This window comes from Pseudomonas sp. UTLPPB19802 (assembly GCF_059730225.1).
On sequence record NZ_AP048545.1, the window covers coordinates 6,662,000 to 6,675,456 of the forward strand.

The window sequence follows — 13,457 nt, forward strand, 5'->3', positions numbered from 1 at the left end:
TAGGTTTGCCCGCGAACAGGTGCTGGAGGCTAGAACGCGTTGCGGAAGATCTCCTCGATCTGCCGCTGGTCCGCCACACGCGGATTGGTCAGGCCGCAGGCATCCTTGAGGGCATTGGCCGCCAGTACCGGGATATCTGGCAACTTGGCGCCCAGCTCACGCAGGCCGGCGGGGATTTCCACATCCCTGGCCAGGCAACGAATCGCCGCGATAGCGGCCTGGGCGCCCTCCTCCGGGCTCAGCCCAGCGACATCCGTCCCCAGAGCCCTGGCCACGTCGCTCAGGCGGCGCGGACAAACCGAGGCGTTGAAGGTCTGCACATGGGGCAACAGCACTGCGTTACACACGCCATGCGGCAGGTCATAGAAACCGCCCAACTGGTGCGCCATCGCATGCACATAACCCAGGGAGGCGTTGTTGAACGCCATGCCCGCGAGGAACTGCGCATAGGCCATGTTTTCCCGCGACTTCAGGTCATTGCCGTCACGCACCGCCAGCCGCAGGTTGGCGCTGATCAGCTCGATGGCCTTGATCGCACAGGCATCGGTGATCGGCGAGGCTGCCGTCGAGACATAGGCCTCGATCGCATGGGTCAGCGCGTCCATGCCGGTTGCCGCTGTCAGGCCCTTGGGCATGGCGACCATCAGCGCCGGATCGTTGACCGACAGCAGCGGCGTGACATTGCGATCGACGATAGCCATCTTCACATGTCGCGACTCGTCGGTAATGATGCAGAAACGGGTCATTTCGCTGGCGGTACCTGCAGTGGTATTGATCGCTACCAGCGGCAGCTGTGGTTTCGCCGAGCGATCGACACCCTCATAGTCACGGATGTGCCCACCGTTGGTGGCGCACAGCGCGATCCCCTTGGCGCAATCATGGGGCGAGCCACCGCCCAGCGACACCACGAAATCACACTTGCCGTCCTTTAGCGCAGCCAGGCCCTGTTCGACATTGGCGATGCTCGGGTTGGGCTTGGCACCGTCGAACACCAGCGAATCGATGTCACGCAGTGCCAGCGCATCGGCAATCCGCGTCGCCACGCCCGCCTTCGCCAACCCGCTATCGGTGACGATCAAGGCTTTGCGAAAACCATGATTGCGGATGGCATCCATCGCTTCGTCCAGGCAATCGATGCCCATGATGTTCACGGCGGGGATGAAGAATGTACTGCTCATGGCGAATCCTCTCGGCGTTGATCGGGGCTGCCTGCCCCGCGATGACCACAGCATCGACCGCCTGCCCCCGAGGGTTGTTGATCTGGCTCAACGCCGGGTCGTGATAAAGTCGCCGCCTGTCCACCTTCTGCCTTGAGACAACGAATAGCGATTATGGAATTCCAGGAATTTGACGCCGAACTTGAAGACTGGAACGCCGTGCGTGCCGATACCCCGTTCACCGGCCTGTTGCTCGGCAACGGGGCGAGCCTCGCGGTGTGGCCCGGTTTTGCCTATGACTCATTGTTCGAAAACGCCCAGCGCACGAAAAACCGTCCGCTGGGGCTGAGCGAACTGGCCGTGTTCAAGGCCCTCGAGACCAGCAACTTCGAGCAGGCGCTCAGTGCGCTGAAGAGCGCCATCAAGGTCAACGCTGCCCTGTCCATCAGTTCCTCGTCACCACGCAATCGCTACTTCGCGATCAAGGAAGCACTGATCCACGCCGTTCGCGCCGTGCACATTCCCTGGAAGCTGGTGCAGCCCGAAAGTTTGGCGTTGATCAACACCGAACTGGGTAACTACCGCACGCTCTATTCCACCAATTACGACCTGCTCAACTACTGGGCGATCATGCAGGCGCCACAGTCGTTCAAGGATCTGTTCTGGAATGACGAGGCGACGTTCGACCTGGGCAATACCCAGGCCCAGGGCACGCGAGTCCTGTACCTGCACGGCGGCCTGCACCTGGTGAAGAACCTTGATGGCAGTACACGCAAGCTGCTGTCTTCGGAAAGTACCCTGCTGGGCAGCTTCGCAGTCAATGCCTTGGGCGACGTGCCGCTGTTCGTCAGCGAAGGCAGCGCCGAAGACAAGCTCAAGGCGATCCGCAACTCGGACTACCTGTCGTACTGCTACGGACAACTGGGCCAGCACCAGGGCGCGCTGTGCATTTTCGGCCACAGCCTTGGCGAGCAGGACCGGCACATCGTCCAGGCCGTGCACGACGCCCGCGTCGAGACCCTGGCGATCTCGATCTATCCACGCAGCAAGGCCTTCATCCAGCACCAGAAGCGCCACTTCGCGAAACTGTTCGCAGGCCGTGACATGACCTTGCGTTTCTTCGATGCCCAGAGCCACCCATTGGGCAACCCCGGGCTGCTGGTCACGCCTGAGGCCTGAAGCCGCGCCCCGAAAGGCTCAGGCCAGGGATTCGTCGATCACCAGCACCAACTTGCCGGCCACCTGGTTGCCGGCAAGTTCAGTGAACGCCAGCTCGGCATCGCGGATCGGGAACACCTTGGCCAGTTGCGGGCGGAGGCGTTTATCGGCAAACAGCGGCCAGACATGCTGGTTCAGGTCGCTGAGCAGATCCGCCTTGAATTGCGCATCACGGCTGCGCAAGGTCGAGCCCAGCAACTGGATGCGCTTGGCGAGGATCTTCGCCAGGTCCAGTTGGGTTTCCCGCCCGCCCATCAGGCCGATCAGCACCCACCGCCCGTCAGCTGACAAAAGTTTCACGTTGAGCGCCGCGTAGCTTGCACCCACCGGATCGAGAATCACATCGAAAGGCGCGAAGTCGTTCAGGCTCTCGATATCGTCGCCGCGAATCGCCCCGCCCTGGGCTCCCAGCGCCTCGCAATAGGCCAGCCGATCCGCCGAACCGACAGTGACCCAGCAGGGGTTGCCGAAGGCCTTGCACAGCTGGATCGCCGCCGAACCGACACCACTGGCACCAGCGTGCAACAGGACCTTTTCGCCCGGCTTGAGCCCTGCCAGCTGGAACAGATTCAACCACGCCGTGGCGTAGACCTCAGGCAGCGCGGCCGCTTCGACCAGGCTCAGGCCTTCCGGCACCGGCAACACATGTCGCCCATCGACCACCACTTCCTCGGCCATCCCGCCACCGGCCAGCAGCGCACAGACCCGATCACCGACCTGCCAGGCAGAGCCGGCGCCCACTTCGACGATCACGCCGGAACACTCCAGGCCCAGCGCCTGGCTGGCTCCGGGCGGCGGCGGATAGAGCCCGGCCTTCTGCAACAAGTCGGCCCGATTGAGCCCTGCGGCCGCCACGCGAATGCGCACTTGTCCCACATCACAGCCCGGATTCGGTCCCTCGAGCCACTCCACTTGACCTTCAACGCCTTGCAATGCCTTCACAGTGCCTCCATAGTGAGTCTGGACTGGGCCCGGAGCAGTAGCACCGGGCTTTCTTGCATTATGCGACCGGTCCGAGGTCCGTGCGAAACCCACAACCGCGGTTTTGACACGTAGTCCCACGGAACCGGCGACTTTAAAGACGGCCTAATATGCGTGATCAATTGTCCCCGCGTCGACTCAGCATGAAGCATTTGTTCCCCGGCACTGCACTTGCCCTTTTCATCGGCCTTGGCGTTTCCACGTTCTCGGGCAACACGTTCGCAGCCAACAGCTGGGACAATCTTCAGCCCGACCGTGACGAGGTGATTGCCAGCCTGAACGTCGTCGAGTTGCTCAAGCGCCACCACTACAGCAAGCCACCGCTCGACGCCGCGCGCTCGGTGATCATCTACGACAGCTACATCAAGTTGCTCGACCCGTCGCGCAGCTATTTTCTGGCCAGTGACCTCGCCGAATTCGACAAGTGGAAAAGCCAGTTCGGCGACTTCCTCAAGAGCGGCGACCTGAATGCCGGCTTCACCATCTACAAGCGCTACCTGGATCGGGTCAAGGGCCGTCTGGACTTCGCTCTGGCCGAGCTGAACAAGGGCGTCGACAAGATCGACTTCAACACCCACGAGACCCTGCTGATCGACCGCAAGGATGCTCCGTGGCTCAAGAGCACCGCCGAACTTGACGACCTGTGGCGCAAACGCGTCAAGGACGAAGTGCTGCGCCTGAAGATCGCCGGCAAGGATCCCAAGGCGATCCAGGAACTGCTGGTCAAGCGCTACAAGAACCAGCTGGCCCGCCTGGACCAGACCCGGGCCGAGGATATCTTCCAGGCCTACATCAACACCTTTGCGATGTCCTACGACCCGCACACCAACTATCTGTCTCCTGATAGCGCGGAAAACTTCGACATCAACATGAGCCTGTCCCTCGAGGGCATCGGCGCCGTGCTGCAAAGCGACAACGATCAGGTCAAGGTGGTCCGACTGGTGCCATCGGGCCCGGCCGACAAGACCAAGCAGGTTGCCCCGTCCGACAAGATCATCGGCGTCGCCCAGGGCGACAAGGAAATGGTCGACGTGGTCGGCTGGCGCCTGGACGAAGTGGTCAAGCTGATCCGTGGTCCGAAGGGCTCGGTGGTCCGCCTGGAAGTCATCCCGGCGAGCAACGCACCGAACGACCAGACCAGCAAGATCGTTTCCATCACCCGCGAAGCGGTGAAACTGGAAGACCAGGCCGCGAGCAAGTCGATCCTGCACCTGAAACAGGACGGCAAGGACTACAAGCTCGGGGTGATCGACATCCCGGCCTTCTACCTGGACTTCAAGGCGTTCCGTGCTGGCGACCCGAACTACAAGAGCACTACCCGCGACGTCAAGAAACTGCTGGGCGAGTTGCAGAAGGAAGGCGTCGACGGCGTGGTCATCGACTTGCGCAACAACGGCGGCGGCTCCCTGCAGGAAGCCACCGAGCTGACCAGCCTGTTCATCGACAAGGGCCCCACCGTGCTGGTGCGTAACGCCGACGGCAAGGTCGACGTGCTCGAGGACGAGAACCCTGGCGCCTTCTACAAGGGCCCGATGGCGCTGCTGGTCAACCGCCTGTCGGCCTCGGCCTCGGAGATCTTCGCCGGTGCCATGCAGGACTACCATCGTGCGCTGATCATCGGTGGCCAGACCTTCGGCAAGGGCACCGTGCAGACCATCCAGCCACTCAACCATGGCGAGCTGAAACTGACCCTGGCCAAGTTCTACCGGGTTTCCGGACAGAGCACCCAGCACCAGGGCGTACTGCCGGACGTGGACTTCCCGTCGATCATCGACACCAAGGAAATCGGCGAGAGCGCACTGCCGGAAGCCATGCCGTGGGACACCATCCGTCCTTCGATCAAGCCGGCGGTAGACCCGTTCAAGCCGTTCCTGGCCCAGCTCAAGGCTGACCACGAAGCCCGTGCGGCGAAGGATGCGGAGTTCATCTTCATCCGCGACAAGCTGGCCCTGGCCGAGAAGCTGTTGAAGGAAAAGACCGTCAGCCTGAACGAGGCCGAGCGTCGCGCCCAGCGCGCCGATATCGATGCCAAGCAACTGGCCATGGAAAACGCCCGCCGCAAGGCCAAGGGCGAAGATGCGCTCAAGGAACTCAAGAAAGAGGACGAGGACGCCCTGCCGCCTGATCCAGACAAGAAAACCAAGCCGGAAGACGACGCCTACCTGAGTGAAACCGGGCGCATCCTGCTCGATTACTTGCGTCTGAATACGGCGGTGGCCAAGCACTAACGGGTGATAGCAATTTAATGTGATTGCTCTTCGGAGCGTCATCAAACAGTCATCATTCTGTCGTGAAATAAAGGACTGGAGGCGCCTCCCGGACCGGGAGCCGCCTCCGGTCCTTTTTTTTCGACAGAGACTGCCATGACCATGACCGAACAGCTGAACGCCTTGAGTTCAATCCTGGCTCAGAATGGTCTGCACAGCCTGTTCCAACCGATCATTTCGCTGTCCGAGCGGCGCATCGTCGGTTATGAGGCGCTCAGTCGCGGGCCCTCCAACAGCCCGCTGCACTCGCCCATCAGCCTGTTCGCCGTGGCCCGCCAGGCCGGGCGCCTGAGCGAGCTGGAGATGGCCTGTCGCCTGAGTGCCTGCCGTCGTTTCAGCGAGCAGAAACTCCCTGGCAAGCTGTTCCTCAACGTCTCCCCAGAATCCCTGCTGGAGCCGAGCCACCCACCGGGGCGCACCCTGCAATGGTTGCAGGACTTCGGCATCGACCCCAGCAACGTGGTCATCGAACTGACCGAGCAAACCCCCACCGACGACTTCCAGCTGCTGCAGAACGCCCTGCATCACTACCGCGACATGGGCTTCTCGATCGCCCTGGACGATCTGGGGGCCGGCTACTCCAGCCTGCGCCTCTGGTCGGAACTGCGCCCGGACTACGTCAAGATCGACCGGCACTTCATCGACGGAATCCATCAGGACGGCCTCAAGCGTGAGTTCGTCGGTTCCATCCTGCAAATCGCCAAGGCCTCGCGTGCCCAGGTGATTGCCGAGGGCATCGAGTTGCCGGAAGAGCTGGCGGTGCTGACTGAAATGGGCGTCGACCTGGTCCAGGGCTACCTGCTCTGCCGACCACAGGAACACCCGCCACAGGATGCCCACGCCCTGTTGCCCAAGCTGGAAAACACCTCCATTACCTTGAGCGAGGACGGCAGCGACCTCAGCGCCCTGCTCAACGAGCAACCGGCAGTGACTCAGAACACCGCCACGGCCGCCGTGCTGGAGGCCTTCCGCCGTCAGGCCAACCTCAACTCCCTGGCAGTACTGGACGAGCAGAATCGGCCCTGCGGCATTGTCCACCGGCATTCCCTGTCGGATGCGCTGCTCAAACCGTTCGCCACCGACCTGTTCGCCCGCAAGCCAATCAGCCGATTGATGAGCGATGACTTCCTGGCGGTCGAGTCGAGCCAGTCGCTGCAACAGGTCAGCCGGCTGCTGACCAGCCGCGCCCGGCAACGCATCGAGGAAGATTTCATCATCACCCACAATGGCTGCTACCTGGGTCTGGGGCGGGTGATCGATGTGCTGAAACTGATCACCGAACTGAAGATCCAGCAGGCCCGCTACGCCAACCCGCTGACCCTGCTGCCCGGCAACGTGCCGATCCAGCAATGCTTGGCGCGCCTGCTCCAGCAGCAACGCGAAGCGATGATCTGCTACGTGGATATCGACAGTTTCAAGCCCTTCAACGATATCTACGGCTATGGCCGTGGTGATGAAGTGTTGCTGTGCCTGGCACAGTGCCTGAACGAGCGGGTCGACCCGAGCCGCGACTTCGTCGGGCATATCGGCGGCGATGATTTCCTGCTGGTGCTGGGCTCGGACGACTGGCAGAAACGCCTGGATCATCTGGTCGATGACTTCCAGAACCAGTGCCGTCGCTTCTACCGGGCCGAGCACCTGGAAGCTGGCTGTTTCATCGCCTCGAACCGCCAGGGTCTGCGCCAGGAGTTTCCACTGCTGTCCCTGTCCATCGGCGCGGTGCACCTGAAACCGCAATCCTGCGGGCTGCTGGATGCCAGTCAGCTGGCAGAGCTGGCTTCACAGGCCAAGCACCACGCCAAAAACGTGCCGGGCTACAGCATCCACGTCATCGACAGCAGCGAGATCACGTCGCTGGATGACAGCGCCTGATACCCGGCCGCGACCTCAGGCCTCGGCCGACTCGGGATAGTCGTACTCGAACACCCGCACCACTTCCGAAGCATGCCAGGAGGCTGCCGCCACCCCATCGGACGGGCCGGAAAAGCGCCCCAGGCGCTCGACACACTCGAAGAAGCCGGTTCGCGGCAGGCGACTGGCGCCTTGACTGATCACCAGTGAGCTACGCAGCGGCTGCTCGGCCCTGGCATCGAGGGCCGCCAGGTGTTCCAGCGCTGCCGTCAGGGTCTGCATGGCCGGGCTGGGCAACTGCAGACGCTCGAGCAACGCTCGATAGGTCAGCAGATGCCGCTGGCGGCGCGCCTGGTCGAGCTCCCCCAGCAAGCCATCCCAATGCTGACGACTGATGCGCACGCTCACGATGCATCCCTCCACCCGGCGACACCCAGCTCCCAGGCCAGGCTGCGGCGAATCGCGGCATCCGGCTGGCGCTCACCGCTCTCGATCAGCCCCAGGTACGACGGGCTGATACCGACAGTCCGAGCCAAAGCCTCGATCGCCAGCCCCTTGGCTTCGCGCAGCGTGCGCAACTGATCGAAGCCCGGCAGCTCGGCGACCGGCTGCACAGGCGTTTCAGGGGACGTTGGCGGGGGTTGTTGGCTGCGCAAACCGGCAGCCTTGAGCAGATCCTGATACTGAGCCCAAGGCAGAACCGCATATTCCGGTTCACCGTCGCGTGTAATTATTTGAAGATCCATTACTACACCCCGTAGGACGATTACACATAGCGAGTCAGCGCTTTCCTAGTAGCGTCATATTAACAGCCGCCAGGGTCGCTAGTGTGCTTGATCTTCGAACAGGGGGACTTGGGTCAATTTTTATCGTCGCGTTCGAGCTGCAACTGCTGCGCAGTGTCCGGCAGACGCTCGACAACCACCAGGTGTTCCGGCACCTGGCGTTCACGCCAGGCCCGGAATGCGTTCAACTCCTGATCCAGGGTATTCATCACCCAGGCCAGGACCGCGATGTCGTCGAGCATGCCGAACATCGGGATGAAATCCGGAATCGCATCGATCGGGCTGAGGAAATACATCAGGCCCGCGACGACGATGACCATCGACTTGGCGCTTACCGCCCGGTACTCACCACGCCAGTAGGCCAGGCCGAGGGACTGCAGCAGCCTCAGGTCCTCCTTGAGCTTGCCGAGTCGCCCACCTTCACGGGCACTCTTGCTCGCCACGGCGAACAGTAAAGTGGGCAGCCGCCCGCGAACCAGCAGACGCTGGGCCAGGGGCAGGAAACGGGCAAAATTCCAGGGTGCCTTCATCATCACTCCAACGATCGTGCACACAATGTTATCCACACAAATTGTGGATAACCTTGTGAACAGAGCAGCATTTCACAGCTGAAAGCCCCGTAGCACAAGGGCCCGACTCAGATCGGGCGTTTTTTACTCACTAAAAAAACCCATAATTTCATTGACTTGACCACAGTCTAAGAATAGGTCGATTAGCTCAATGTTAAGACTGCAATCGGTAGTGTATGTTCGGTTTATTGCAACCAATCATGCCCCGGAAACGACAACGCCCCGCAGGGCGGGGCGTTGGGGCAAGCAATCGGAGGATTACTTGGCAGCTTTCTCGGCAGTTTTGCCGGCAGGCTTGGCAGCAGGGGCCTCTGCATCGTCAGCCTTGGTCGGATCCTTGATCGCCAGCAGTTCCAGGTCGAAGACCAGAACCGAGTTGGCCGGGATCGCCGGGCTCGGGCTCTGCGCACCGTAGGCCAGGTCGGATGGGATGTACAGCTTGTACTTCTCACCAACGTGCATCAGTTGCAGGCCTTCGACCCAACCTGGAATCACGCCGCTCACTGGCAGGTCGATCGGGCTGCCGCGATCCACGGAGCTGTCGAAGGTGGTGCCGTTGGTCAATTTGCCGGTGTAGTGAACGGTCACTACGTCGGTAGGCTTGGGCTGCGGGCCGTCGGCTTTCTTGACGACTTCATACTGCAGGCCGGAAGCGGTGGTCACGACGCCAGGCTTCTTGCCGTTCTCCTCGAGGAATTTCTTGCCGGCCGCTGCCGACTCTTCGCTCAGCTTGGCCATGCGCTCTTCGGCACGCTTCTGCAGCGCGGCGAAAGCCTCGACCAGCTCTTCATCCTTGAGCTTCTGCTCTTTCTTGCCGATGGCATCTTCGATGCCCTGGGCCACGGCCTTGGAATCCAGGTCATCCATGCCTTCCTGGGCCAGGCTCTTGCCCATGTTCAGACCGATACCGTAGGAAGCTTTTTGCGCCGGGGTTTTCAGCTCTACGCTGGAGTGCGAATCGCAGCCCGCGAGTACCAGGCTAACCAGGGCCACCGCCGCCGCCAACCGATGCTGTTTCATGCTATTTCCTTGTTCATGCGCCTATAAGGGCAATCGAATAAAGTCGCGAGCTTATCAGGCGGCCGCGACCAATGGCTACCGGGATCAGAGCCAAAAACAACCGATAAGTTCATGCCGGCAAAGCATTTTACATAGCCCTGACATTCTGTTTACGTCCAGCAGGGCCGCCACTTTGCACAGAGGGCCAGTATTGGCGGCCATCACGGCCACTTGATGCCCGGCAGCAGCTCAGGCATAAGTGCATCACAACTCGACAAGGATCGTTATCTTGCGCATTTTTTACCGTGTGTTACTAGCCCTGATATTGCTGCTTGGCCTAGGCCTTGCGGTGATCTTGTACTACACCGCCAATCCGAAACTGCCGGCATACGTACCAGCGGAACAGGTGCACTACCTGGAGCAATGGAGCCAGGCCGACCGCCAGACCTTCTACTACACGCCCCAAGGCACCCAGGTAAAAGGATTGCGCTATGAGTGGTTCACCGCCCTGGAACTGCCCTTCTCCGAACAACGCTTTGCGGCACCGGAATACCTGGGGCGCTTCGGTTTCCTGGTCGATCCCCGGCAGCAGGCCACGGCGGACAACCCCGGCAACCTGCCGGTCGGTTTCACCCGCCATCAGAACGCCGGCAGCGACGAACAGTATCTGGATATCACTTGCGCCGCCTGCCACACCGGCGAACTGCGCTACAAGGGCCAGGCCCTGCGGATCGATGGTGGCTCGGCGCAGCATGTGCTGCCATCCAGCGTACCGACGGTGCGTGGCGGCAGCTTTGGCCAGGCGCTGGTCGCCAGCCTCGCCGCCACCTACTACAACCCCTGGAAGTTCGAGCGCTTCGCCCGCAAGGTGCTGGGCAACAACTATGAAGCGCGCCACGCCGAGCTGAGGGTTGCGGTGAAACAATCCCTCGATACCTTCCTTCATGTGGCCTGGAACGATACCCATCGTGGCCTCTATCCGACCCTCGAGGGCCCGGGGCGGACCGACGCTTTCGGCCGGATCGCCAACGCCAGCTTTGGCGATGCCATCTCCGATAAAAACTACCGCGTCGCCAACGCCCCCGTGGACTATCCGCAGCTGTGGGACATCTGGACATTCGACTGGGTCCAATGGACCGCCTCGGCCCAGCAGCCGATGGCGCGCAATATCGGTGAAGCCCTGGGGGTCGGCGCCACACTGAACTTCTTCGACGCCAACGGCCAACCGCTGCGTGGCGATGAGCGCTACGCCTCCAGCGTGCGGGTACGTGACCTGCACAAGATCGAGGAAACCCTGCAGCGCCTCAAGCCACCGACCTGGCCAGAAGCGCTGTTCGGCAAGGTCGACCTGACCCGTGCCGCCCAGGGCCGTGCACTGTTTGCCGAGAACTGCGCCAGCTGTCACGCACCCTCGGTGACCGAGGAGAACGGTCGGCCGGTGCAACACCTCACCAGCATCCCCCTGGCGGCTATCGGAACCGATCCCAATACAGCAAACAACATCGCCGACCACCGCTACGACCTCAGCGCGCTGCAATGGGACCCGGCGGAACTGGCCAAGCTGCCGGTGGAACTGCACCCCAAGACCGACCAGCCGCTGGACCTGAGCCAACTGTCAGTGGCCAAGGGCCTGGCCTATGTCACCGCATTCGTGGAAGAGCGAGCCTACCGCGACGCTGGCGTGACGCCCACCGAACGCCCACAGCTCGATGGGTTCGGCCTGCCCATCGGCGTGCTCGAACAACGGGCCTACAAGGCCCGGCCATTGGCAGGCGTGTGGGCCACGCCGCCATACCTGCATAACGGCTCGGTGCCGAGCCTCTATCAACTGCTGTCGCCACAGGACGAGCGCTCCACCACCTTCTATCGAGGTAGCTTCGAATACGATCCACGCCATCTGGGTTATCGCCAGAAAGCCTTCGAGAATGGCTTCCTGTTCGATACCCGGATCAGCGGCAACCACAACAGTGGTCACGAATTCCGCGCCGGCAAGCGTGGCAATGGTGTGATCGGTCGCCTGCTGCAGCCCGAGGAACGCTGGGCCCTGCTCGAATACCTGAAAGTGTTGGGTGGCCCGCTGGAGCAACAGCTGCCATGACCCCACGACATAACAATGAGATTGAAAGGATGTTCCCATGCTGAAGCGACTCTGGCTGCGCCTCGGCGCCTTTCTTGGCAAGAGCCTGCTGCTCCTGGCCGGCCTTGGCCTGCTGGGCTGGGCCCTGGCCACCGGTTGGTACGCCTGGCGCCACAGTGGGCCGGTGCCGACGGTAGAACAGGTACCCAGCGATGAAGCCGCCAGGACCCAGGACATCATCCAGACCGCCGTGCGCATCGTCGACCAGCACCGCGAGGGCACCCGCTATCTGCGCGATGCCCACGCCAAGGCCCATGGCTGCGTGAACGCTGAGGTTCAGGTACTCGACGGCCTGGGCAGCGACCTGCGCCAAGGCGTGTTCGCCGAACCGGGCAAGACCTGGCAGGCACTGATCCGGCTATCCAATGGCAACGCCTACCCGCAGTTCGACAGCATCCGCGATGCCCGCGGCATGGCGATCAAGCTGCTGGATGTGCCGGGCAAGCAACTCCTGGCCGGGCAACAAGGGCGTCATGAACAGGATTTCGTGATGTTCAGCCACCCGAACTTCTTCGTCAGCGACGTCGCCGAATACCAGCAGAACATCGGCGCCCAGGCCGACGGCAAGAAAGTGCTGGCGTTCTTCCCGAGCTGGAATCCGGGCACCTGGCAGATCCGCCATCTGTTCATTGCCTTGGCAACCTTGGCGCCGGCACCGAAAACACCGACGCAGACAACCTACTTTTCCGTATCGCCCTACAAGTTCGGCAGTGCCAACGCCAAGTTCCGGGTCGCACCCGACCCGCAGAGCTGCCCAGGCTACGAACTGCCCCAGCAGAACGAGGACCTGCCGAACTTCTTGCGCAGTGCCCTGATCCAGCAGCTATCCACAGACCGGGTACCAGCGTGTTTCGTGCTGCAGATCCAGCGCCAGAACGCCAACCGCTACATGCCGATCGAAGACACCAGTATCGAGTGGAAGGAAAGCGACGCGCCGTTCGAGACCGTGGCGCATATCCGGATTCCGGCCCAGGACTTCGACACGCTGGAACAGAACATCGCCTGTGACAATCAGTCGTTCAGCCCATGGCACGGGCTGGAGGCACATCGCCCCATCGGCGGGATCAACCGCCTGCGCAAGGCGGTGTATGACGCGGTCAGCGATTACCGGCATAGCCGCAACGCCGAGCGATGAGAGCAGCCGCACGTCCCTTGTGGCGGGCGTGCTGCGCTGGGCTGCAAAGCAGCCCTAAAATCAGGGATTGCGATGCATCAGGCAGATCCCAGCGCCGGTTTTGCGACGGCTTCGCCGTCGAGCGCGGGCAAGCCCGCTCGCCACAGGGGGGCTCACGATACCTTGTGGGAGCGGGATTTGTCCGCGAAGAGGCGCCACAAGAACCGCAGACGAAAAAAGCCCGCACTAGGCGGGCTTTCCGTGATGTCGTGGCGTTCAGTGGTCCAAGACATCGAATATGGCGCAGCGGACGGGACTCGAACCCGCGACCCCCGGCGTGACAGGCCGGTATTCTAACCGACTGAACTACCGCTGCGCT

General features: G+C 61.9%; 11 protein-coding genes and 1 tRNA gene. 5 read left to right on the plus strand and 7 right to left on the minus strand.

The window, feature by feature from the left end; translation table 11 throughout:
- Positions 1-29: 29 nt before the first annotated feature.
- Positions 30-1,178: an L-threonine dehydrogenase gene (yiaY, locus tag AC6I6U_RS29285; protein ID WP_497879445.1), complete on the minus strand. Its 1,149-nt coding sequence runs from the start codon at positions 1,176-1,178 to the stop codon at positions 30-32.
- Between the two features lie 153 nt (positions 1,179-1,331).
- Here yiaY and AC6I6U_RS29290 point away from each other — a divergent pair, with 153 nt between their 5' ends.
- Positions 1,332-2,336 (plus strand): DUF4917 family protein, encoded by a 1,005-nt coding sequence (locus tag AC6I6U_RS29290; RefSeq protein ID WP_497879446.1) that lies wholly within the window; start codon positions 1,332-1,334, stop codon positions 2,334-2,336.
- An 18-nt stretch (positions 2,337-2,354) separates the two neighbouring features.
- Here AC6I6U_RS29290 and AC6I6U_RS29295 read toward each other — a convergent pair whose 3' ends face one another.
- Positions 2,355-3,317 (minus strand): zinc-binding dehydrogenase, encoded by a 963-nt coding sequence (locus tag AC6I6U_RS29295; protein WP_497879447.1) that lies wholly within the window; start codon positions 3,315-3,317, stop codon positions 2,355-2,357.
- A 182-nt stretch (positions 3,318-3,499) separates the two neighbouring features.
- Here AC6I6U_RS29295 and AC6I6U_RS29300 point away from each other — a divergent pair, with 182 nt between their 5' ends.
- Together AC6I6U_RS29300 and AC6I6U_RS29305 are read left to right on the plus strand one after the other, a co-directional pair.
- Positions 3,500-5,584, plus strand: coding sequence for a carboxy terminal-processing peptidase (locus AC6I6U_RS29300; RefSeq protein ID WP_497879448.1), 2,085 nt, complete (start codon positions 3,500-3,502; stop codon positions 5,582-5,584).
- Positions 5,585-5,719: 135 nt separating this feature from the next.
- Entirely contained in the window at positions 5,720-7,495 is a 1,776-nt protein-coding gene (locus tag AC6I6U_RS29305) for a bifunctional diguanylate cyclase/phosphodiesterase (protein WP_497879449.1), read from the plus strand.
- A gap of 15 nt (positions 7,496-7,510) precedes the next feature.
- Here the strand turns inward: AC6I6U_RS29305 and AC6I6U_RS29310 are convergent, their stop codons facing one another.
- The 4 genes from AC6I6U_RS29310 to bamJ all read right to left on the minus strand — a co-directional run bounded on the left by AC6I6U_RS29310 (position 7,511) and on the right by bamJ (position 9,848).
- Positions 7,511-7,882 carry a hypothetical protein gene (locus tag AC6I6U_RS29310; RefSeq protein WP_150640253.1) on the minus strand — a complete coding sequence of 124 codons (372 nt, stop codon included), beginning with the start codon at positions 7,880-7,882 and terminating at the stop codon, positions 7,511-7,513.
- Positions 7,879-8,220, minus strand: a complete 342-nt coding sequence (locus AC6I6U_RS29315) for a helix-turn-helix domain-containing protein (RefSeq protein WP_497879450.1) — start codon at positions 8,218-8,220, stop codon at positions 7,879-7,881. The genes AC6I6U_RS29310 and AC6I6U_RS29315 overlap by 4 nt, the downstream gene beginning before the upstream one ends.
- A 113-nt stretch (positions 8,221-8,333) precedes the next feature.
- The gene (locus AC6I6U_RS29320; RefSeq protein ID WP_497879451.1) at positions 8,334-8,789 is read right to left on the minus strand and encodes a YkvA family protein; all 456 of its coding nucleotides are present in this window, start codon (positions 8,787-8,789) and stop codon (positions 8,334-8,336) included.
- Positions 8,790-9,086: 297 nt separating this feature from the next.
- Positions 9,087-9,848 carry a BamJ family beta-barrel-assembly machinery protein gene (gene bamJ / locus AC6I6U_RS29325; RefSeq protein WP_497879452.1) on the minus strand — a complete coding sequence of 254 codons (762 nt, stop codon included), beginning with the start codon at positions 9,846-9,848 and terminating at the stop codon, positions 9,087-9,089.
- A 268-nt stretch (positions 9,849-10,116) separates the two neighbouring features.
- Here bamJ and AC6I6U_RS29330 point away from each other — a divergent pair, with 268 nt between their 5' ends.
- On the plus strand, positions 10,117-11,925 hold the full coding sequence (locus tag AC6I6U_RS29330; protein WP_497879453.1) for a di-heme-cytochrome C peroxidase: 1,809 nt from the start codon (positions 10,117-10,119) through the stop codon (positions 11,923-11,925).
- Between the two features lie 37 nt (positions 11,926-11,962).
- A complete protein-coding gene (locus AC6I6U_RS29335) occupies positions 11,963-13,099 on the plus strand; it encodes a catalase family protein (RefSeq protein ID WP_497879454.1) in 1,137 nt (378 codons plus the stop codon).
- Positions 13,100-13,377: 278 nt separating this feature from the next.
- On the opposite strand, the gene AC6I6U_RS29340 is transcribed toward AC6I6U_RS29335, so the two are convergent.
- Positions 13,378-13,454, minus strand: a tRNA-Asp gene (locus AC6I6U_RS29340).
- Between the last annotated feature and the right edge of the window lie 3 nt (positions 13,455-13,457).

What these genes read in the sequence shown, in the direction of transcription:
- yiaY (WP_497879445.1), bottom strand. Translation starts at nt 1,178, where the DNA reads ATGAGCAGTACATTCTTCATCCCCGCCGTGAACATCATGGGCATCGAT.
- AC6I6U_RS29290 (WP_497879446.1), top strand. Translation starts at nt 1,332, where the DNA reads ATGGAATTCCAGGAATTTGACGCCGAACTTGAAGACTGGAACGCCGTG.
- AC6I6U_RS29300 (WP_497879448.1), top strand. Translation starts at nt 3,500, where the DNA reads ATGAAGCATTTGTTCCCCGGCACTGCACTTGCCCTTTTCATCGGCCTT.
- AC6I6U_RS29305 (WP_497879449.1), top strand. Translation starts at nt 5,720, where the DNA reads ATGACCATGACCGAACAGCTGAACGCCTTGAGTTCAATCCTGGCTCAG.
- AC6I6U_RS29315 (WP_497879450.1), bottom strand. Translation starts at nt 8,220, where the DNA reads ATGGATCTTCAAATAATTACACGCGACGGTGAACCGGAATATGCGGTT.
- AC6I6U_RS29320 (WP_497879451.1), bottom strand. Translation starts at nt 8,789, where the DNA reads ATGAAGGCACCCTGGAATTTTGCCCGTTTCCTGCCCCTGGCCCAGCGT.
- bamJ (WP_497879452.1), bottom strand. Translation starts at nt 9,848, where the DNA reads ATGAAACAGCATCGGTTGGCGGCGGCGGTGGCCCTGGTTAGCCTGGTA.
- AC6I6U_RS29335 (WP_497879454.1), top strand. Translation starts at nt 11,963, where the DNA reads ATGCTGAAGCGACTCTGGCTGCGCCTCGGCGCCTTTCTTGGCAAGAGC.